Annotated in this window: 21 protein-coding genes; 11 read left to right on the top strand and 10 right to left on the bottom strand. The window is 69.0% G+C overall.

What is annotated here, in order from left to right; translation table 11 throughout:
• The first annotated feature begins 18 nt into the window (after positions 1 to 18).
• Positions 19 to 495, top strand: coding sequence for a transcriptional regulator NrdR (gene nrdR / locus NM1_RS31320; protein ID WP_068028188.1), 477 nt, complete (start codon positions 19 to 21; stop codon positions 493 to 495).
• Positions 496 to 516: 21 nt separating this feature from the next.
• Here nrdR and hrpA read toward each other — a convergent pair whose 3' ends face one another.
• On the bottom strand, positions 517 to 4,665 hold the full coding sequence (gene hrpA, locus NM1_RS31315) for an ATP-dependent RNA helicase HrpA (RefSeq protein WP_068028185.1): 4,149 nt from the start codon (positions 4,663 to 4,665) through the stop codon (positions 517 to 519).
• A 128-nt stretch (positions 4,666 to 4,793) separates the two neighbouring features.
• Here hrpA and NM1_RS31310 point away from each other — a divergent pair, with 128 nt between their 5' ends.
• The 3 genes from NM1_RS31310 to NM1_RS31300 all read left to right on the top strand — a co-directional run bounded on the left by NM1_RS31310 (position 4,794) and on the right by NM1_RS31300 (position 7,165).
• Positions 4,794 to 4,982: a hypothetical protein gene (locus tag NM1_RS31310; protein ID WP_068028182.1), complete on the top strand. Its 189-nt coding sequence runs from the start codon at positions 4,794 to 4,796 to the stop codon at positions 4,980 to 4,982.
• Positions 4,983 to 5,127: 145 nt separating this feature from the next.
• The gene (locus tag NM1_RS31305; protein WP_068028179.1) at positions 5,128 to 5,811 is read left to right on the top strand and encodes a Pr6Pr family membrane protein; all 684 of its coding nucleotides are present in this window, start codon (positions 5,128 to 5,130) and stop codon (positions 5,809 to 5,811) included.
• A gap of 130 nt (positions 5,812 to 5,941) precedes the next feature.
• A complete protein-coding gene (locus tag NM1_RS31300; RefSeq protein WP_068028177.1) occupies positions 5,942 to 7,165 on the top strand; it encodes an aminotransferase family protein in 1,224 nt (407 codons plus the stop codon).
• A gap of 66 nt (positions 7,166 to 7,231) precedes the next feature.
• Here NM1_RS31300 and NM1_RS31295 read toward each other — a convergent pair whose 3' ends face one another.
• The 3 genes from NM1_RS31295 to NM1_RS31285 all read right to left on the bottom strand — a co-directional run bounded on the left by NM1_RS31295 (position 7,232) and on the right by NM1_RS31285 (position 8,435).
• Positions 7,232 to 7,432 carry a DUF6186 family protein gene (locus NM1_RS31295; protein WP_147289163.1) on the bottom strand — a complete coding sequence of 67 codons (201 nt, stop codon included), beginning with the start codon at positions 7,430 to 7,432 and terminating at the stop codon, positions 7,232 to 7,234.
• On the bottom strand, positions 7,429 to 7,836 hold the full coding sequence (locus tag NM1_RS31290; RefSeq protein WP_114699880.1) for a hypothetical protein: 408 nt from the start codon (positions 7,834 to 7,836) through the stop codon (positions 7,429 to 7,431). The genes NM1_RS31295 and NM1_RS31290 overlap by 4 nt, the downstream gene beginning before the upstream one ends.
• 143 nt (positions 7,837 to 7,979) lie before the next feature.
• Entirely contained in the window at positions 7,980 to 8,435 is a 456-nt protein-coding gene (locus NM1_RS31285) for a GNAT family N-acetyltransferase (protein WP_068028167.1), read from the bottom strand.
• A 476-nt stretch (positions 8,436 to 8,911) separates the two neighbouring features.
• Here NM1_RS31285 and NM1_RS31280 point away from each other — a divergent pair, with 476 nt between their 5' ends.
• Positions 8,912 to 9,526: a DUF5134 domain-containing protein gene (locus NM1_RS31280; RefSeq protein ID WP_068028165.1), complete on the top strand. Its 615-nt coding sequence runs from the start codon at positions 8,912 to 8,914 to the stop codon at positions 9,524 to 9,526.
• Positions 9,527 to 9,833: 307 nt separating this feature from the next.
• Here the strand turns inward: NM1_RS31280 and NM1_RS31275 are convergent, their stop codons facing one another.
• The 3 genes from NM1_RS31275 to NM1_RS31265 form a co-directional block, all read right to left on the bottom strand.
• Positions 9,834 to 10,526, bottom strand: coding sequence for a PhzF family phenazine biosynthesis protein (locus NM1_RS31275; protein ID WP_068028159.1), 693 nt, complete (start codon positions 10,524 to 10,526; stop codon positions 9,834 to 9,836).
• 154 nt (positions 10,527 to 10,680) lie between these two features.
• Complete coding sequence (gene ahpD / locus NM1_RS31270) at positions 10,681 to 11,220, bottom strand: alkylhydroperoxidase, AhpD family (RefSeq protein WP_068028156.1); 540 nt, start codon at positions 11,218 to 11,220, stop codon at positions 10,681 to 10,683.
• 11 nt (positions 11,221 to 11,231) lie between these two features.
• Entirely contained in the window at positions 11,232 to 11,819 is a 588-nt protein-coding gene (locus NM1_RS31265) for a peroxiredoxin (protein ID WP_068028149.1), read from the bottom strand.
• A 152-nt stretch (positions 11,820 to 11,971) separates the two neighbouring features.
• Here NM1_RS31265 and NM1_RS31260 point away from each other — a divergent pair, with 152 nt between their 5' ends.
• The 5 genes from NM1_RS31260 (at position 11,972) to NM1_RS31240 (ending at position 15,978) form a co-directional block, all read left to right on the top strand.
• Positions 11,972 to 12,880, top strand: coding sequence for a hydrogen peroxide-inducible genes activator (locus tag NM1_RS31260; protein WP_068028145.1), 909 nt, complete (start codon positions 11,972 to 11,974; stop codon positions 12,878 to 12,880).
• A 230-nt stretch (positions 12,881 to 13,110) separates the two neighbouring features.
• Positions 13,111 to 13,869, top strand: coding sequence for an MBL fold metallo-hydrolase (locus tag NM1_RS31255; RefSeq protein WP_246011762.1), 759 nt, complete (start codon positions 13,111 to 13,113; stop codon positions 13,867 to 13,869).
• Positions 13,870 to 13,876: 7 nt separating this feature from the next.
• Positions 13,877 to 14,668: an MBL fold metallo-hydrolase gene (locus NM1_RS31250; RefSeq protein WP_068028138.1), complete on the top strand. Its 792-nt coding sequence runs from the start codon at positions 13,877 to 13,879 to the stop codon at positions 14,666 to 14,668.
• A gap of 351 nt (positions 14,669 to 15,019) precedes the next feature.
• Positions 15,020 to 15,484 carry a gamma-glutamylcyclotransferase family protein gene (locus NM1_RS31245; protein ID WP_114699882.1) on the top strand — a complete coding sequence of 155 codons (465 nt, stop codon included), beginning with the start codon at positions 15,020 to 15,022 and terminating at the stop codon, positions 15,482 to 15,484.
• Positions 15,454 to 15,978, top strand: a complete 525-nt coding sequence (locus NM1_RS31240) for a hypothetical protein (protein ID WP_211339594.1) — start codon at positions 15,454 to 15,456, stop codon at positions 15,976 to 15,978. The genes NM1_RS31245 and NM1_RS31240 overlap by 31 nt, the downstream gene beginning before the upstream one ends.
• A 12-nt stretch (positions 15,979 to 15,990) precedes the next feature.
• Here the strand turns inward: NM1_RS31240 and NM1_RS31235 are convergent, their stop codons facing one another.
• Positions 15,991 to 16,959 (bottom strand): AraC family transcriptional regulator, encoded by a 969-nt coding sequence (locus NM1_RS31235; RefSeq protein ID WP_211339596.1) that lies wholly within the window; start codon positions 16,957 to 16,959, stop codon positions 15,991 to 15,993.
• Between the two features lie 115 nt (positions 16,960 to 17,074).
• On the opposite strand from NM1_RS31235, the gene NM1_RS31230 reads away from it, so the two are divergent.
• Positions 17,075 to 17,752: an NAD(P)H oxidoreductase gene (locus NM1_RS31230; protein WP_068028131.1), complete on the top strand. Its 678-nt coding sequence runs from the start codon at positions 17,075 to 17,077 to the stop codon at positions 17,750 to 17,752.
• Between the two features lie 18 nt (positions 17,753 to 17,770).
• Here NM1_RS31230 and NM1_RS31225 read toward each other — a convergent pair whose 3' ends face one another.
• Both NM1_RS31225 and NM1_RS31220 read right to left on the bottom strand, forming a co-directional pair.
• Complete coding sequence (locus NM1_RS31225; RefSeq protein WP_084520213.1) at positions 17,771 to 18,556, bottom strand: phytanoyl-CoA dioxygenase family protein; 786 nt, start codon at positions 18,554 to 18,556, stop codon at positions 17,771 to 17,773.
• An 81-nt stretch (positions 18,557 to 18,637) separates the two neighbouring features.
• Positions 18,638 to 19,060, bottom strand: coding sequence for a DUF4254 domain-containing protein (locus NM1_RS31220; RefSeq protein ID WP_068028128.1), 423 nt, complete (start codon positions 19,058 to 19,060; stop codon positions 18,638 to 18,640).
• Positions 19,061 to 19,359: the final 299 nt, after the last annotated feature.

The raw sequence follows: 19,359 nt of genomic DNA, 5'->3' as shown, positions 1-19,359 counted from the left end.
ATCGACGAAGGATCTCGGATGCATTGCCCGTACTGCCGACACCCGGATTCCCGGGTCGTCGACTCGCGCGAAGCCGAGGAAGGCTCCGCCATCAGGCGCCGTCGTGCCTGCCCGCAATGCGGGCGGCGGTTCACCACCGTCGAGACCGCGATCCTATCGGTGGTGAAGCGCAGCGGGGTCACCGAGCCGTTCAGCCGCGAGAAGGTGATTCGCGGGGTGCGCCGCGCCTGCCAGGGCCGCGAGGTCGACGACGATGCCCTGAACCTGCTGGCGCAGCAGGTGGAGGATGCGGTGCGGGCCACGGGATCCCCGGAGGTGCCCAGCCACGAGGTCGGCCTGGCCATCCTGGGCCCGCTGCGCGACCTGGACGAGGTGGCCTATCTGCGCTTCGCCTCGGTCTACCGATCCTTCAGCTCCGCCGAGGATTTCGAGCGCGAGATCGCCGACCTGCGCCGCCACCGCACCGAGCACACCGTCGCCGCCGGCGCGGAGTGAGGTCGCGCCGCGCCCGGACGATCACCGCCGCGACGGCTGCCGGACGGGGTTCGCGCGCACAGCGGCGATCGCCTTCTCGATTCGCTTGGCCGACACCGGATACGGCGTGCCGAGCTGCTGGGCGAACAGGCTGACTCGCAATTCTTCTGTCATCCACCAGATTTCGGTGACGTCGGGGGCGGTTCGGCGGGCCTCCGGCAGCGCGTCCAGCAGCCGCTGATAGGCGGCGTGCACGCGGTCCAGTTCGGCCGTGCCGCGGCGGTCGCGATCGGCGGAGGCGGGCAGCGACTCCAGGCGCAGGGCCGCCGCCTGCAGGTAGCGGGGAAGTTCGCGCAGGCGGGTGCTGCCGAACTCGCGGATGAATCCGGGGAATACGAGTTCGTCGAGCTGGTGGGTGACATCGTCGCCGATCTCGCGATCCACGGTGCCCGACAGCGCGGTTCGCACCCGGTGCGCCTCGGCGAGCACCGGCACCACCAGTCGCACGATCCGGGCGACGGTACTCGAGAACTGCGGCCGCACGGCGTCCACCAGTGCCCGGAACCGGTCGGGGCTGCGGACGGGTCCGCCGTGCGCGGCGATCAGCTCGTCGGCGGCGCAGGCACGGCAGTCCTCGACCAGGGCGTCGAGCGAGCCGTACGGGTTCTGGCTGAGCGCAAGGCGATCGGTGGGGGACAGCCCGGCCGTGACCGCCCGGGTCGAGGACGGCAGCTCGCGCAGCACGAGGGCGCGGGTTCCGGCGCGCATGGCCGCGGCCTGCTGCCCCGGCGACGACAGCACCCGCACCGCGACCCCGTCGTCCTCGGGCACCAGCGCCGGATAGCCGGTGACGGTCTGCCCGCCCGCCTCGCGGCGCACCGTCGGCTCCAGGGTGCCCAGTGATTCCGAGGTCCAGACCGTCGCCGGTGCGCGCTCGGCGGCCGCCGTGGCGCGGGCCACCGACTTCGAAACCTGTTCGGCAAGTGCGGTTTTCAGTGCGGCGAGGTTCTTGCTGCGGTCGATGGCCGTGCCGTCGGCGGCGGTGGCGGCGAAGGTCATGCGGAGGTGGTCGGGCAGCGCCGCGGGGTCCAGGTCGGCGGGGGCGATGGTCACCGAGCCCAGCCGCGACAGCTCCCGGGCCAGGCCGGTCCGCAGCGGCTCGGCGCGTGGCGTGAGCCGGGCGAGGGCCGCGCGGGCGAAGTCCGGCGCGGGAACGACGCTGCGACGCAGGTGCTTCGGCAGCGTCTTGATCAGCGCGGCCACCAGCTCCTCGCGCATGCCGGGCACCAGCCAGTCGAACCCGACCGCGCGCACATGTGCCAGCTGCGCGACCGGAATGTGCACGGTGACACCGTCATCGGCCTGTCCGGGCTCGAATTGATAAGTGAGCCCGAGGGTCAGCTCGCCCTGGCGCCAGCTGTCGGGGAATGCGGCCGGATCCAGCTGCGCCGCTTCCTCGTTCACCACCGTCGATTTCGAGAAATCGAGGAGATCCGGGTTCTCGCGCCGGGCCTTGCGCCACCAGCTGTCGAAATGCCGCACCGATACCACGTCGGCCGGGATGCGCTGGTCGTAGAAGTCGAACAGCACCTGGTCGTCGACGAGAATGTCGCGCCGCCGCGCCCGGTTCTCCAGATCGGCGACGTCGTCCAGCAATTCGCGGTTGCGGTGGAAGAACTCGTGCCGGGTCTGCCATTCGCCCTGCACCAGGGCGTGGCGGATGAACAGCTCCCGCGACAGCTGCGGATCGATGCGGCCGAAGTCGACGCGGCGCTGGGCGGCCAGTGCGATGCCGTACAGGGTGACCCGCTCGTACGCCATCGCCGCACCCCGCCGGGACGACCAATGTGGTTCGGAATAGCTGCGTTTCGCCAGATCTCCGGCCAGCCGCTCGGCCCATTCCGGCTCGATGCGCCCGGCCATCCGGCCCCACAGCCGCGACGTTTCGACCAGTTCGGCGGCCATCACCCAGCGCGGCGGCTTCTTGGCCAGCGCGGATCCGGGGAAGATCATGAACTTGGCGTTGCGCGCGCCCAGGAATTCCCGGGTCTCGGCCTCGCGGACGCCGATGTGGGAGAGCATGCCCGCCAGCAGCGACTGGTGGATCGCGGTGGAGTCCCAGGGCAGGCCGTCGGCCTCGGGGTCCACCGGGGCGACCGTGCCGTCGCTGTTCCAACCGAGACCCTTGGTGATGGTGCGGAGCTGGCCGTGCAGGTCCTGCCATTCCCGCATGCGCAGGTAGTGCAGGAACTCGTCGCGGCACATCCGCCGGAACTGGTTGGACGACAGCGACTTCCGGCGCTCGCGCAGATAGTCCCACAGGCGCAGGTAGGCGAGGAAGTCCGAACCCTCCACGGTGAACCGCGCGTGTTTGGCGTCGGCGGCCTGCTGGAATTCGGCGGGCCGCTCGCGCACGTCCTGAATCGACAGCGCCGCCACGATCACCAGTACCTCGGCAAGGCACCCGTTTCGGTTGGCCTGCACCAGCATTCGGCCCATGCGTGGGTCGACGGGAATCTGCGCCATCTCGCGGCCGACCGGCGTGAGTACGAGATCGCCCACCATCGCCTCCTGGCGGCGGCGACTTCGCCTGCCCGATCGCGGTGAGACGTCTTCGTCGTGCCCGGACTTCGCCTCGTCCGAGCCCTGTCCGCGATCGCCGCCCGCATCGTCATTCCGGCGGACATCGGAATCGGGAAGGGACTCAGGCCCTTTCGCCGTGTCCTCGGTCTTGCGGGCCAGCGCGCCCAGTTCCTCGAGCAGCGCGATGCCGTCACGGATGGCGCGGCGGTCGGGCGGCTCGACGAACGGGAAGCTCTCGATATCGCCGAGGCCGAGCGCGGCCATCTGCAGGATGACCGCCGCCAGGTTGGTGCGCAGGATCTCCGGCTCGGTGAACTGCGGCCGGGCGTCGAAGTCCTCCTCGGAGTACAGCCGGATGCAGATGCCGTCGGCGACGCGGCCGCAGCGGCCGGAGCGCTGGCGCGCCGAGGCCTGCGAGATCGGTTCGATCGGCAGCCGCTGCACCTTCGTGCGCATCGAATACCGGGAGATGCGAGCGTTTCCCGGGTCGACGACGTAGCGGATGCCGGGGACGGTCAGCGAGGTCTCGGCCACGTTGGTGGCGAGCACCACGCGACGTCCGGTGTGCGACTGGAACACCCGGTGCTGCTCGGCCGCCGACAGTCGCGCGTACAGCGGCAGGATCTCGGTGCGAGGCAGCTTCAGGTCGCGCAGAGCGTCTGCGGTATCGCGGATCTCGCGCTCACCGGACAGGAAGACCAGGACGTCCCCGTCGCCCTCGGCGAGCAGCTCGGTGACCGCATCGCCGATGGCGTCCACCGGATCTCGATCGACGATGCGCGGATCGTCGTCCTCGTCGTCCTCCGAGGGGGCCGAAACCTCCAGTGCCAGTGGGCGATAGCGGAGCTCCACCGGATACGACCGGCCCGACACCTCGACGATCGGTGCGGGTTCGTCCTTGTCGTCGTCCCCGAAATGCCGCGCGAACAACTCCGGATCGATGGTCGCCGAGGTGATGATCACCTTGAGGTCCGGCCGCTTGGGCAGCAGCTGCTTCAGGTACCCGAGCAGGAAGTCGATATTGAGGCTGCGCTCGTGCGCCTCGTCGATGATGATCGTGTCGTAGCGGCGCAGCATCCGGTCGCGCTGGATCTCCGCGAGCAGAATGCCGTCCGTCATCAGCTTGACCAGGGTGCGCTCGGAGGCCTGATCGGTGAAGCGCACGGTGTAGCCGACCACGTCGCCCAGCTCGGTGCCGAGTTCCTCGGCGATGCGTTCGGCGACCGTGCGCGCGGCCAGGCGGCGCGGCTGCGTGTGCCCGATGGTGCCTCGGATGCCGCGCCCCAGCTCCAGGCAGATCTTCGGAATCTGCGTGGTCTTGCCCGAACCGGTCTCCCCGGCGACCACCACGACCTGATTCTCGGCGATGGCCTTCGCGATGTCCTCGCGGCGGGCCGAGACCGGCAACTGCTCGGGATAGGCGATGCGGGGGACGGCGGCACGCCGCGCCGCGACGCGCTGCTCGGCGGCCGTGATCTCGGCCTCGATGCGGCCGAGATCGCCACCGCGGGCCTTGTCGAGCCGACGCCGCAGCCGGTGTTCGTCGCGGATCGAGAGATCGGACAGGCGGGTGCGGAGCTCGCGGGGAAGGGCGGCGGTCCTGGTCATTGCAGCAACCAGCGTAGCGAAGCCGGCGCCGTGACCTGCAGTCCCGGTCGCCGCGGGCAGGTTACCGGTTGGTTGCTATCGGCCTGTCGCTGCTGGTTGAAGACCGATCGGTATGCGACCATCGGGCCATGGTCGCCGGTTCGGGAACTCCGATGTGGGTCCGCGCCCTGCGGGTTGTCTCGCTGCTGCTGGGGATCGCGGCATTCCTCCGGGCTCGGGTGCGCGCCCTGGGCGGCGCAACCATCGCCGCGCTGCGCCGCCTGGGTGATCGGGTGCGGGGGTTCGGGCGGCGGGACCCGCTGGCGGGCCCGTCCTGACCCGCGAGGCCGGGGCGAACCCGCCGTACGCCGCGAGTACCCCGGAATGTGTTGCCGGTCGCCGATTCCGCGCTGGCGCTCGGGAGTTGCCGTGAGTCTGCCGTGGTTCCGTGGGTGACCCGAATTGCTGTGGGAAGATCGGATCATGATCACCAGGGCAGGGACGCCGCCGTGGGTCCGGGTGCTGCGCGTCGTGTTCGGGGTGCTGGGAGTCGTTGCGCTGGTCTGGATTCCCGTGCGCAATATCGGCGTCGCCGAGTTCTCGCTGGGCAACTACCTCAGCTATTTCACGGTCGAGTCCAACATTCTGGGCGTGGTGGTGCTGCTGATCGGCGGCCTGCGCGACCCCGGCGACCGGCGCTGGCAACTGCTGCGCGGCGCGAGTGCGCTGTACCTCCTGATCACCGGCGTCGTGTACGCGGTGCTGCTGGCGAATATCGACGTGATGCTGACCGACAAGTGGATCAACGACATCATGCACCGGGTGCTGCCGATCGTGCTGGTAGCCGATTGGCTGCTGGTGCCCGCGCGGCTGAGTGTCACCGGCAGGCTGATCGGTGGCTGGCTGATCTATCCGGCGGTGTACGGGGTGTACAGCCTCGTCCGCGGCGCGATCGTCGACTGGTATCCGTACCCGTTCCTCGACCCGCGCGGGCAGGGATATATCTCGCTGCTGATCGGGCTGGTGATTCTCGCGGTGGTCTTCGCCCTGCTGGCGACCGCGGTCGCGGGGCTGGGGGTGATGTTCGGCCGCCGGGACTCCTCCGCCCTGTCCGGACCGGATGGGGCGGTCACCTCCGAGCGCGATGGGGGTCCCGGACGCAGGTAGTCTGGCGACGCGACACCTGCGGCGCGACGGCTGTGTAGCTGTGAATTGGCTCGCGCTTTTCGATACGGGTCGCCCTCGGGCACGGGAGAACCACACCCCTGCCCGGCCGGTGTGCGGAGAGGAGCCTGAGATGGGTGCGCTGTGGCATGGGTTCGCCGATATGGGGGCCGTCGAACGTGACGGCGCGTTCGTGGTCGCCCGCGGTGAGGGCGCCCACATCTGGGACCGGGCCGGGACCCGCTACCTCGACGCCACCGCCGGACTCTGGTTCACCAATGTCGGCCACGGACGCCGCGAGATCGCCGATGCGGTCGCCGCGCAGCTGTCCGACCTCGCGCACTACTCGAATTTCGGTGACCTCACCGCGCCGGTGACCCAAGAACTCGCGGAGCGGCTGGCGGAGCTGGCGCCGGTGCCGGGCAGCAAGATCATGTTCACCTCGGGCGGGTCCGACTCGGTCGATACCGCCGCCAAGCTGGCGCGCCGCTACTGGCACGAGCTGGGGCGGCCGGAGAAGACGCTGATCGTCGGTAGGCGTCTGGCCTATCACGGTATGCACGTCGCCGGGACGGCGCTGGGCGGCATCGCCGTGAACCGCGAGGGCTACGGCGAGCTGATGCCCGACGCCCGCACGGTCGAATGGAACGACGCGCGGGCGCTGCAAACACTGATCGACGAGGTCGGCGCGAATCGGATCGCGGCGTTCTTCTGCGAGCCGATCATCGGCGCGGGTGGCGTGTACCTGCCGCCCGAGGGGTACCTGGCCGAGGTCCGCCGCCTGTGCCGCGAGCACGACATCCTGTTCGTGGCGGACGAGGTGGTCACGGGGTTCGGGCGGATCGGCGGATCCTGGTTCGCCTCATCGCGTTTCGGCCTGGAGCCGGACATGATGACCACCGCCAAGGGACTCACCTCCGGCTACCTGCCGATGGGCGCGGTGTTCGTGGCGCCGCGGGTGGCCGGGCCGTTCTATTCCGGCGGGGTGTGGTTCCGGCACGGCTACACCTACGGCGGGCACGCGGGTGCGGCCGCGGCGGCGATGGCGAACCTCGACATCATCGAGCGCGAGAATCTGCTGGACGCCAGCAAGAACCTGGAATCGCTACTGCACGAGCACTTGTCGCCACTGGCCGCCCATCCGCGCGTATCCGAGGTGCGCAGCGGACTGGGTGCGGTGGCCGCGGTGCAGCTGGCCGACCCCTCCGAGGGCCCGGCCATGGTGAAGGCCCTGCGCGCGCAAGGCGTTTCGGGACGGGCGGCCGGACAGGGCGCGCTGCAGATCTCGCCGTCGTTCGTGATCAGCGAGCCTCAGGTCGCCGACCTGGCGGCGGCATTCGGCCGCGCGCTGGGCTGAGGGCCGGGTGCTGCGGACTTCATCGCACCTGACCTCCGGCATCCGGGTCAGCGACCTGTCCGGGCGCTAGCGAGCCAGGAAATGCCAGCCGAGCCATGCCCAGAGCGCGACGGCGGTGAGTCGGGTCGAGCGGGTTCGGGTGAGGAAGCCGATCGTCGTCGCCAGAGAGACGAGGAGGTTCGGGCGTACTCGCGCGACCACCGTCGTGACCGCCACGGCCGCGAACAGGACGGCGAATCCGGTGATGATGACGGCGCGCTCGCTCATCGCCACACCAGCCAGCATCCGGCGGCGACCCACACCAGCCAGCCTGCGAATCGCACCGGCCCCTGCTCGAACGCCGGGTCCAGCAGTGTCGACAGCGTCGGGTGCGCCGCGCTGGCGCGTAACCAATCGGGTTGCCGCACAAAGGCGTACGCTTCCCAGGCCAGCGCCGCCGCGAGCAATGTGCCCCACACGACGGTGCCGCGCCGCAGTGCCGGATCCGGCGGTGTGCGGCTCGGCGGGCGGACGATCGCGGCGGCGAGTACCGCGATGACCGGTATCGCGACCAGCGTCGTGGCCTGCCAGGTGAACGGATCGGTGAGGGCGCCGGTGCAGGCCAGGGCGATCGAGGCGGCCGCCGGTGCGACCAACCGCCGGTTCCTGGGCCGCGACGATTCAGCCGTCATCGTCGCAGGATACGACGGCCGACGGCGGGGGTCGATGAGGTCGGGCCGTCCGGGTCCCTCGCGAGGGCCGGTGCCGATATCGCCTCCCGTCGCTGGATATCGAGGGTTGATATCGACGCCCGGCCGACGCAGGAACTTCTCGGTCAGAGTTCGCGGGTCATGAAGACGCTGTTGGGATCTTCGAGGTAGTCGGCGAACGGGGCACAACGCCGGAATCCGTGCCGCTCGTAGAGCCGGTGTGCGGGTGAGAAGAATTGCTGCGCACCGGTTTCCAGGCTCAGGCGCCGATAGGTCCGCGCGCGGGCGGTATCGACGAGGTGCCGCAGCAACAGCGAACCGACGCCCCGACCCCGGTGGTCGGTGGCGGTGCGCATCGATTTGATCTCGCCGTGCGTCGGATCGAGTTCCTTCAGCGCCCCGCATCCGGCCAGCCGGTCACCGTCCCACACCGACCAGACGGTGACCTCCGGTTTACGCAGCCCGTCCAGGTCGAGCGCGTGCATGCTGTCCTCGGGCGAGTTCGCGTGCATCTCACCGAGGTGCTCGGAGAGCAGCGCGATCACCGCCGCCGAGGTCAGGTCGTCCGGCACGATTCGCATACCGGCACGGTAGCGGGTGTACGCCCCGTATCGATCGCGAGCGGTACCGCAGCGGTGCGCAACCTGCGCCGATGCCGGAACCCGAAGACGGGTGGCCGGTGTGCGCGAGGTCCACGCCGAGGCATGCGCTGCCGGACAGCGGGGCCGAGTTTCGGCAGGCAGATCGGTCCGTAGCGCGTCCATCGTCTGAACGCCGTGTTGGCCGACCAGGGCGTGGGCTCATCCGATGCTGCGGCTCGCGATACCGCGATCCGGGTGCAAGCGGGAGTCGTCCGGAGTGCGGTGTGCGCCGATCGCTGCCGGGGGATTGTCGGGTGATGAGTTTCGTGGGTTGGGGCGGTCTGTATTGGTAGCGGCTCGGACAGGCAGCGCTGAGGCAGGTCCGGGGCGGTGGTGGCCCCGGTGGAACGGTGGCCGCTCTGTGATGGCGGGTGCGAGCATGGAGTGACCGGCTCGTCGGCGAGAGGTGGTGGGGTGTGGGCGGTTTCGTGATGGAGTACGACGCGCTGCGCTGGGGTGTGGTGGCGGCGTTCGTGGTGGCGGCCGTGATCGTGGCGGCGAGACTGCTGGCCGCGGGTGCGGAGTGTGCGGATGACGCTGGGGGAGTGAGTGTTTCGGGTATGGTGCTGGACCGCGAATCGGATGCGGCACACCTGCTGATGTGCCTGGTCATGCTGGCGATGCTGGTGTTTCCCGCGGGGGCGGCGCCCGCGGCCGTCGAGGGTGTGCTGACCGCGATGGTGGTCGTCTACGCGGGTCTGCTGGCGGGCCGGATCCTGCAGCGCCGGATGGGCACTCGAACGGCGGCGGCCGACCACCTCGCGCCGCTCGTCTACCACGTGATCGCGGCCGCGGCCATGCTGTGGGCGATGTCGGGGCACCAGCACGGAAGCCACCACGCCGCACCGCCGATCCCGATGCTCGTACTGGCCGCCCTGTTCACCCTCGACGCCGTGCTGATGCTGACCCCCGGCACGAAAAACCTACTGCGCCACGCCCTCCCGCACACACCCGGCCGCGCCGCTCTCGTCCCCCACATCATCATGGACCTCGGCACCACCTATATGCTCCTCGCCGCAGCCACAGGCTGACCCACCCGCCGCAGCCGCCACCGAAGCACCAGCAGACCCACACAATTCACGCACCTCGTACACGTTCCCGCACCCGCTACAGCCGATATAACCCGTGCGGGAGCGAGTAAGGGGTGCGTGAGTTCCCCAGCCGCCGTGCTGATGCCAGCTGAGGGCGTCGGCTCCGCAACCTGGGCGACTTGTCGCCTGCCTTTCGCACTCGCTGTCCGTTCTCGCGCCCGTCGCAACGCTTGTACCCGGTGCGGGAGGAGGCAAGGGGTGCGTGATTACGGGTTCGGTTCGGTCGGAACGGGTGCGGGGAGGTGGGTCAGACGACGACCGGGTGGTCGGGGACGGTGCGGCCGCCGAGGCGGACCCAGCCGTCGGAGTCCCATTCGGTGAACAGTTGGGAGCCCTCGCCCTGGGTGATGATCAGGCTGCGGCGCAGTTGGGCGGTGAGGGCGATGGCGGCGGCGCCGGTCGCCTCGTCCTCGGCGATGCCCATGGCCGGGGCGAACATCCGCGTGCGGACGGCGCCGCGGTCCTTGGCGGTCCAGGCCCAGACGTAGTGCTTGCCCTCGGGGAAGTCGGCCGGGTCCAGGGTCGCGAGCACCTCGGCGTCGTCGAATTCGTGGAAGGTGAACGCGGGGGCCCATTCGGCGCGGGCCTGCACCCAGGTCATTCCCTCGACCGGGGTGACGGACACCGGCCCGGCGGGGACCTCCAGCACCTTCACCGGCGTGCCCTGCTCGGACAGCCACCACGCGGCGCCGACGGTCGGATGTCCGGCGAACGGCAGCTCGACCGTCGGGGTGTAGATCCGCATTCGCGCGGAGTCCTCGACGGGTGGTTCGACGACCACCGTCTCGCTGTACCCGGCGCGGGCGGCCAGCGCCTGGTGATCGATATCGACGACATCGGCGGCGCGGGCGATACCCAGCGGGTTTCCGAACCTTCCCGCGGCATCGGTGAAGACCCTAACCACCTCGACCTGCGTGCTGTCGCTTTCGAGTGTGCCCATGGTTGTGCAGCCTACCCGCGGCAAACCCGCCGTCCGGGCGCTAGGGCGCCCGGACGGCGGGTGATGAGGCCGATGTGCGTGGTGGGTAGTGGTACGGAACGGCGAAGTGCCCTGCCCCGATTGTGGTGGGGCAGGGCACTTTTCGTGCGTGCGATCAGACGGTGGCGGTGGCCAGCGTCTCGGTGGTCTGCACGGCCTGGCCGACGCCTGCGACGATCGAGGCCACGCGCAGGGCCTCGAAGATCACCTCGCGCGAGACGCCCGCCTCGCGCAGGGTGTGCTCGTGCGCCTCCAGGCAGTGCTGGCAGCCGTTGATCGACGACACCGCGAACGACCACAGCTCGAAATCGGCCTTGTCGACGCCCGGGTTGCCGATGATCTGCATGCGCAGGCCCGCCCGCAGATCGTCGTAGCGGCCCTCCAGGAAGGCCTTGCCCCGGTAGAACACGTTGTTCATGCCCATGATCGAGGCGGCGCCGAGGGCGGCGTTGTAGGCCTCCGCCGACAGCGTGTCGGCGGCCTCCTCGGCGATCTCACGCAGCGTGCTCGCCGAACGGGTGGCGGCGGCGGTGGCCAGCAGGGTGCCCCACAGCTGCTGCTCGTTCAGCACCGTCGAGCGCGCGATGGACGACAGATTGAGCTTGAGGTCCTTGGCGTACTCGGGTAGTGAATTCTTCAGATTCTCAACGGACACAGCGAAACTCCTCAGACCCCGGCCGACATGAGCTCGCCGGCGTCGATGGTCGGGTCGCCCTTCTTCCAGTTGCACGCGCACAGCTCGTCGGACTGCAGCGCATCCAGCACGCGCAGCACCTCGTCGACATTGCGGCCGACGGAACCGGCGGTGACCGACACGAACTGGATCTCGTTGTTCGGGTCGACGATGAACGTGGCACGGTCGGCGACGCCGTCGGCGTTCAGCACGCCGGTGGCCTCGGCCAGTTCGCGCTTGAGATCCGAGAGCATCGGGAACGGCAGGGTCTTCAGATCCTCGTGCTGGGCCCGCCACTGGAAGTGCACGAACTCGTTGTCGACCGACGCGCCGAGCACCTGCGCGTCACGGTCGGCGAACTCCTCGTTCAGCTTGCCGAACGCGGCGATCTCGGTCGGGCACACGAAGGTGAAGTCCTTCGGCCAGAAGAACACGATCCGCCACTTGCCCGCGTGGTCGTCGCTCGAGATCTGCGTGAAGTAGTCGTCGGGCTGCTGAGCATTCACCTTGGACAGATCGCCACCGATCACCGCGGTGAGGTTGTAGGCGGGGAACTGGTCGCCGATGGTCAGCAGGGCCATGCTTTCTCCTTCTTCGTTTGTCTGCGAATGCCGTGCGAGGGGGTGGTAAGGCGGCGAAGCCGCCGGGGTGGGTAGTACTCGGTCATGCGTTGTCGATCTTGCCCGGAGGGTGATGAAAGGTAAAGGTGATCAGTCGCACTAGACTGATAGGCGTGACTGATCAGACTTATCAGCCCACCCTGTCACAGCTGCGTGCGTTCGTGGCGATCGCGGAGTATCGCCATTTCGGCACGGCGGCCGCCCGGCTATCTGTGAGCCAACCCACGTTATCGCAGGCGCTGGCATCACTGGAAAACGGGCTGGGACTGCAACTCATCGAGCGCAGCACGCGCCGGGTGCTCGTCACCGCGGCGGGCAAAAGGCTACTGCCGCAAGCGATGGCGACGCTGGAGGCCGCGGACCGATTCGTCGCCTCCGCGAACGGCGACGGCCTGGGCGGCACGCTGCGGCTCGGTCTCATTCCCACGGTTGCCCCGTATGTGCTGCCCACGCTGCTGCCGGAGCTGCGGCGGCGGTTGCCCGCGCTGGTGCCGCACGTGATCGAGGATCAGACCGCGCGCCTGCTGGACGGCCTGCGCACCGGCGTGCTGGACGTGGCGCTGGTCGCGGTGCCGAGCGAGGCCGCCGGACTCGTCGAGATACCGCTCTACACAGAGGAATTCGTGCTGGTCACGCCGCGCGGGCACGAGCTGGCGGGGCGCACCGACGTATCCCCGGCGGCGCTGGACAGCCTGCCGCTGCTGCTGCTCGACGAGGGGCACTGCCTGCGCGACCAGACGCTGGACCTGTGCCGATCGGAGGAGGTGCGGCCGGGCTCGGTCGGCGATACCCGCGCGGCGTCGCTGGCGACCGTGGTGCAGTGCGTCGCGGGCGGACTGGGCGTCACGCTCATTCCCGAGATGGCCGTGGCGGCCGAAACCGCCCGGGGCACACTGGATATCGCGCGATTCGCGCAGCCCGCGCCCGGGCGCACGCTGGGTTTGGTGTTCCGCGGGTCGACCGCGCGCACCGAGGACTACGAACAGCTCGCGGAGATCATCCGGGGGCAGCAGCCGGTGTAGACGGCTCGCCGCTGCGGTGGGTGGCGCGCGGGCTGTGGCGGATTGTGCGTGCCCGTCGGATGTGGCGTGCCGTGGCCCCGCTGCGGTCTCGGCGTATGGAGGCCCGGTGTGAGGATGCACAGTCGCCCCAGGGGGCGCGCGGACCGGCTGCCAGTGCAATTGACCAGCGGCTGAGCGTCTGGGACGCTCTCGACGTGCGGATACATCATCTCAATTGCGGCAGTATGGGAATGGGCATGGTCGATCACTGCCTGCTCATCGAGACCAGGGCCGGTCTGGTGCTGGTGGACACCGGATTCGGGCTCGACTGTGTGCGCACTCCGAAGCGCCTGGTGGGCCCGAGCCGCTTCGTGCTCGGTACGCAGCTCGCCGAGCACGAGACCGCGATCCGGCAGATCCAGGGGCTCGGCTACAACCCGGCGGACGTGCGCCACATCGTGCTCACCCACCTCGACCTCGACCACGCCGGCGGGCTGGCCGACTTCCCCGAGGCCACGGTGCACGTGCACGGACCGGAGTTCCGCGCGGCCACGGCCGGTCGCACCCTGTCGGAGCGGATGCGATACCGGGCCGTGCAGTGGTCGCACGGGCCGCGGTGGATGGTCAACGAATTGGACGGCGGCGACGAGTGGTTCGGCTTCCGCGCGGTGCGCGACCTGCCCGGCCTGCCGCCGGAGATCCTGGTGGTCCCGCTGCCCGGGCACACCCGCGGGCACGTCGGCGTCGCGGTCGACACCGGCAAGGGCTGGCTGCTGCACGCGGGCGACGCCTTCTTCCTGGACAGCGAGATCGATCCGGCGGGGCCGCGCACGCCGCTGATGTGGCAGCTGTACGAGCTGGGCTCGATCGTGCAGGGCGCGTATCGCGAAAACCGGCGCAGGCTGGTCGAACTCAACCGCACGCACGGGCACGAGATCACCATCTTCTGCGCGCACGACCCCGCCGCGTACGCGCGACTGGCGGGATCGACCGTCCGTCCGGCGGGGTGAGCCGGATATGCGTATCCACCATTTCAACTGCGGCACAGCCGATATCGGCTTGGTCACGCACTGCCTGCTGATCGAGACCGGGGACGGTCTGGTGCTGATCGACACCGGATTCGGCCTGCGGTGCGTCCGGGATCCGAGGCGGATGGTCGGGCCGAGCCGATTTCTGGTGCGCCTTGCCCTGCGCGAGGAGGAGACGGCCGTCCGCCGGATCGAGGGGCTCGGCCTCGACCCCGCCGACGTGCGCCACATCGTGCTGACCCATCTGGATTCCGACCACACCGGTGGCCTGGTGGACTTTCCGAATGCGTCGGTGCACGTACACGGGCCGGAACTGCGAGCGGCGCGGGCGCCGAAACTGGCCGAACGCACGCGGTATCGGCCGCTGCACTGGGCGCACGGACCCCGGTGGGAGGTGAACGAGGTTGGCGCGGACAAGGATTGGTTCGGGTTCCCTGCGGTGCGGGAGCTGTCCGGACTGCCGCCGGAGTTCGTGGTGATTCCGCTGTACGGCCACAGCCGCGGGCACGTCGGCGTGGCCGTCGACACCGGCAGCGGCTGGGTGCTGCATGCCGGGGACTCGTTCCTGACCCGCGCCGACATCGATCCGGCGCGGCCGGAATTGCCCAGAGTCAACCGGATCTACCCGTACTTCGGTGCCGACTTGACCGCGCAACGCGAGAATCGCGAGCGGTTGCGTGAACTCGTCCGGCGGCACGGTGACGAGGTCGAGATCTTCAGCTCCCACGATGCAGGGGCATTTGCCCGGTTGTCGGGCACGGTGGCCGGGAGTGGCGAGTAGCCGTACCTCGCGCCGACGTCTGGTGCGCGTCGGTGGTGGCTGGTGGTTCGCGGGGAGACTGCTGGTTCGGGGATAGGCGCGGGTCAGCAATCTGTCAGCGCGTATGTCGATTTCCGGGACGCCGTAGTGCGATTCGGTGGATATCGGTGCTTCGGCCGCTTTGTCGCGGTTGCGGATTCGAGCTCGCTGGGATGCGGTTATTAGGTGGTAAACCTGAAAGTGAGAGAGGTCACGTCGTCTTGCGGCCCGGTTGTGCGCCTGGGTTCGGCAGAGTGGATACATGGGATGCACGGGTGTGGCGAGGAGAGCGGCAACTAGACAGCGAACATTCTGTCCCGCGTGGAGCAGGCGATGAGCGGCGGACGGAATGGCGCGACGGCCGAGCGGTACCCCCGACTGGAGGGCGTCGGCAAACGGTTGTTCGTGTACGGCACCCTGCAATTCGGCCCCGTGCTGGAGGAATTGATCGGGCGCACACCGGATTACGATTTCGCCGTGGCCCGCGACCGGAGGGTGGCGGCGCTGCCCGGCCGGATGTATCCGGGCCTGGTGGCGCAGCCGGGGCGGATGGCCGGTGGGCTGATCCTCGACGGACTGACCCGCGCCGAATGGGAGGTGGTCGACGATTTCGAGGACGACGAGTATCAGCTGCAACCGATCTCGCTGATCGGGCACGATAAGCCCGTGCCGACCTACGTCTGGACCGCCGACGTCATCCGAAACGACTGGCAGCCCGAGATCTTCGCCGCCGATCACCTCGATCGCTACCTGGACTGGTGTGCGCGGTGGCGCGGGGGACGGGCGGCGAGCCGATGAGCCGCACCGGCCTCTTCGCGGCCTTCGGCCTGGGCACTGCGGTCGGCGCCGTCGTTGCCCAGCGGCCCCGCAGTGCGGCCCCCGGCTCCGTGCCCGTCACTTTCGGCAGGCCGACCCGGCTGGCCCGGTTGCGTTACGAAATCCTCTACGAGCCCAAGCCGTATCCCGACGCGGTGCTGCTCTACTACGACAACGGCCTGTACGCCATCCTGTCACCGGGTGAGAACCATTACGGCACTTATGTTCTCAACGGTGACTTCGACGAGCCGACGTACTCCGCGCACTTCATCTCGCTGCCGTCGGCCGACTGGAACGGCAAGAGCGTCTACCACCTCCTGCAGTTCGACACCGCCGCAGGAACTTTCACCCAGCAGCTGACCAACCCCGACGACCGGGACGTGCCGCGCCAGACCGGAACGTTCACGCTGCACGACAATGTCGTGGCCGATCCGACCCGGCTCACCTGGGAGGGTGCGCAGTCGCTGGGCAAGTGAAACCCGGGACGCTCAGCTCGACAGCCCGGCAACCAGCTCGCCGTGGTGCTCGGCGGTTGCGGCGAGGCGAAAAGCGCTGGGGCTCACGCCGCGATGCCGCTTGAAGGCGGCACTGAAGCCGAATGCGTCTGCGTAGCCGACGGTCTCGGCTATCCGGGCGACGGAGAGTTCGGTGTCGGTCAGCAGTGTCTCCGCCTCGTCCATGCGGCATTCGGTGAGGTAGGTGAGCGGTGGGCGGCCCATCACCTCGGTGAAGCGCTTCGCGAAAAGTGCTCGGGAGACGCCTGATTCGGCGGCGAGCGAGGCCACGGTCCAGCTTCCGGACTGTCGGCCGTGGAACGCCTGCAGGGCGGGTGCCAGAACCGGGTCGGCCAGGCCGCGGTACCAGCCGGGGGCGTCGGAGCCCGCCTGCTCGAACCAGGTGCGCAGCGTGCACACCAGGGCCCAGTCCAGTAGCCGGTCCATCAGCGCCTGCGAGCCGGCGGACCGAAGCGCGGCGTCGGCGGCGGCCGACTCCAGCCAGTCGCACACCTCGGTGTCCTCGTTGATCACCAGCACCGGCGGCAGGGCGCGCAGCAGGCGTTCGTGGCGGTGGCCGGAGGCGCGGTAGGCGCCGACGATCAGCGCGGTCGCTCCCTCCGGATCGTTGCCCCATCGGATGCCGCCCAGGTCCTGGGCCGTGCACTCGATATCCTCTGTGAAGCAGGCGATTTCGTACTCGGTGTGCGGGGCGCCGATCGTGGCCGCGTGGTCGGCCAGCAGGAACGGCTCCGGTCCGCGCACGACGGCGGTGTCGCCGGCGCCGACCTGTCGCTCGGTGCCGTCGGGCAGCAGAAGGGTGCCGCCGCCGCGCAGCACGGTGACCATGGTCAGCGGAGCGTCGTCGGCGAAGCGGATGGTCCACGGCGCCTCCAGCACCGCGTAGCTGACGACCGAGCCCTCGGCCCGGATGCCGCTGAGGAGAGAACTCAAGGGATCCACGCCCACCATCGTAGACGATCTCCTATATATTGAAGCGTTTCTCCCATGGATCATCTATCCGATCATGGATTTACTGGTGTCATCGCATCGACCGACAGCAGTCAGGAGAGAACCAATGCAGCATAGTGAGGCCCGCCGGACCGCCCTCGTGGTCGTGGCCCACCACCGGTCCGACTCGCTCACCGCGCACACCGCCCGCCGGACCGCCGCGCAACTCGAGACCGAGGGGTACCGCGTCGACGTGCTCGATCTGCACGCCGAGGGCTTCGATCCGCGCATGACGGTGGAGGATCAGCCGGACTGGGGTAATCGCGAGAAGCCGTATTCCGCTGAGACGCAAGCTCATATGGAGCGCATCCTCGCCGCCGAGGTCATCGTCGCCGTCTTCCCCGTGTACTGGCAGACCGTGCCCGCCATTCTCAAGGGCTGGATCGACCGGGTGTGGAACTACGGTTTCGCCTACGGGCGCAGCAAGCCTCGGCTAGCGGGCAAGCGCATCCTGTGGCTGGGCCTGGCGGGTGCCGCGGGCGACGATGAGATCATCGACGGGATGCGGGCGATGCTGGATATCAATCTGAACCAGGGGATCGCCTACTACTGCGGTTTCGCCCACTCCACCGTCGGCCTGCTCCCCGACGCCGAGGAGCGTAGGCAGCGCGTCGACGCCAACGGCAATCTGCTCCTCGATGATGCCGCCACCGGCGCCGAGCGCGAGGCGCAGTACGCCGACTTCGACCGCCGCGCAACGGAATTGGTCGCACAGTTCGTCGCGGCGGAGCTGGTCGAAGCCTGAGCGCGGCCGGTGCGACGGTCAGCGGGAGGTGCCGACCAGGGGGTACCGCTCCAAATCCATCGGCCGACCGGGTTCGATCTCCGAAACATCGTCCTGATAGGGCGATTCGGATGACGGGCGGTAGGTGGCCTCGGCGTCCATGTAGACGGTGGCCAGTGAGATCCGGACGTCGTCGGTCGCGTTGGCCCCGGCCATGTGCACCAGCGCGGAATGGTGGAAGGTGCAGTCCCCGGCGCGCAGCGGCACCGTCACCCGGGGCCACCACCGCAGCTCCGGGCGGGCGTCGAACGGATCGGTGAAATCGCGCGGGGTCCCGCCCGGCCAGCGGTGCGAGCCGGGGATGAAACTCATGCAGCCCCGCTCCACCGGCACGTCCACCAGGGCGACCCAGGCCGTCAACGTCACCGGTGCGCCGTCGATCGGAAACGCGGGGTCGTCGATGTGCAGCGGCGTGGTGGTACTGCCGGTGGTGCGTTTGCGCAGCAGCTCGGACTTGAACATCCGCAGCGGGCGCCCGGCCAACTGCTCGGCGATCGCGGTGATACCGGGATGCAGGGCGAGGCGGCGCATGGACGCACTCATGGTCTGCGGGTCGGCGACCCAGTCCATGACATTGCCGTCGGCGTCGTCGTCCCAGGAGATCTTCGGCTGCCGGTCGAGCAGTTCCTCGGCGTCGGCACGGCACTCCCGCACCTCCGTCGCGTCGAGCACCCGGGGCAGATGCACATAACCACGATTGCGGTACCGATCCACCAGTTCGAGCGAAAGTGTTTGTGGTGTAGTGAGATTCATCGATTCGGTCACCCCACCACAATTAGCATCGATCGAGCCGACCCGAATCAGCCGCAAGGCGGTTGCGCGTTCCGAAAAATCGTTGTCTGGTGTCTATCTATCGGACGTGTCCGGTAGGCGGCGCATTCCGCAGGACAGTTCGTCGACCAGGTCCTGGTAGGCGTCGGCGAGTTCGTTGAGAGTTGTCGCTCGTTCGTATTCGCTGTCGGACACCTGAACGAGCCGGGAGTACACCTGCGCCGACATCCGGGCCAGGCGATCCACCACACGCCCGACGGTTTCGGTATGCAGTCGCGCACCGCCGGGCGGTACGGGCAGGTGCCGCGCACACCAGCGGTCGATCTCCAGCACGAGTCTCGCTCGGTCCCGCTCGAAGTTGTCGAAACTGGTTGTCCGGGAACGGAGGCGATGCTCGTGGAGTACAGCAAGTTCCCCCGCCGCATCCAACACGGGATGGTCGCGATGCGGGAACCCTCGGAACGCCGCGAGCAGAAGATCCTTGTCCGGCAAGATCATCGGCGACACCGCCGTCGGAGCGGAACGCCTATATGAATCACCGCAACCACCGCGCCGCCCGGAGGTCGGGGACGAGCCTGCCCGCATCCCGCAACGCCGCATAGGCGGCCCTCTTGCGCGGACAGTTCTCGAAGCTGCACCCCCGATGCCCCGCATCACCTGATGGGCGGCGGCAACACTGAAGGGACAGTCCGGTGCCTCATGCGGCCAGCCATGGGGCCACAAGTTGACTCGTGACTCAATATCCTTGCGGGACAGAAGCTCCCGGGCGCAGTTCGGCTCACTTGCAGGCGCCTGGC

Source organism: Nocardia mexicana NBRC 108244, from assembly GCF_001613165.1.
Taxonomy (GTDB): domain Bacteria; phylum Actinomycetota; class Actinomycetes; order Mycobacteriales; family Mycobacteriaceae; genus Nocardia; species Nocardia mexicana.
Note: the sequence above shows the minus strand (reverse complement) of the source record. Positions and strands in the feature narration are given on the sequence as shown.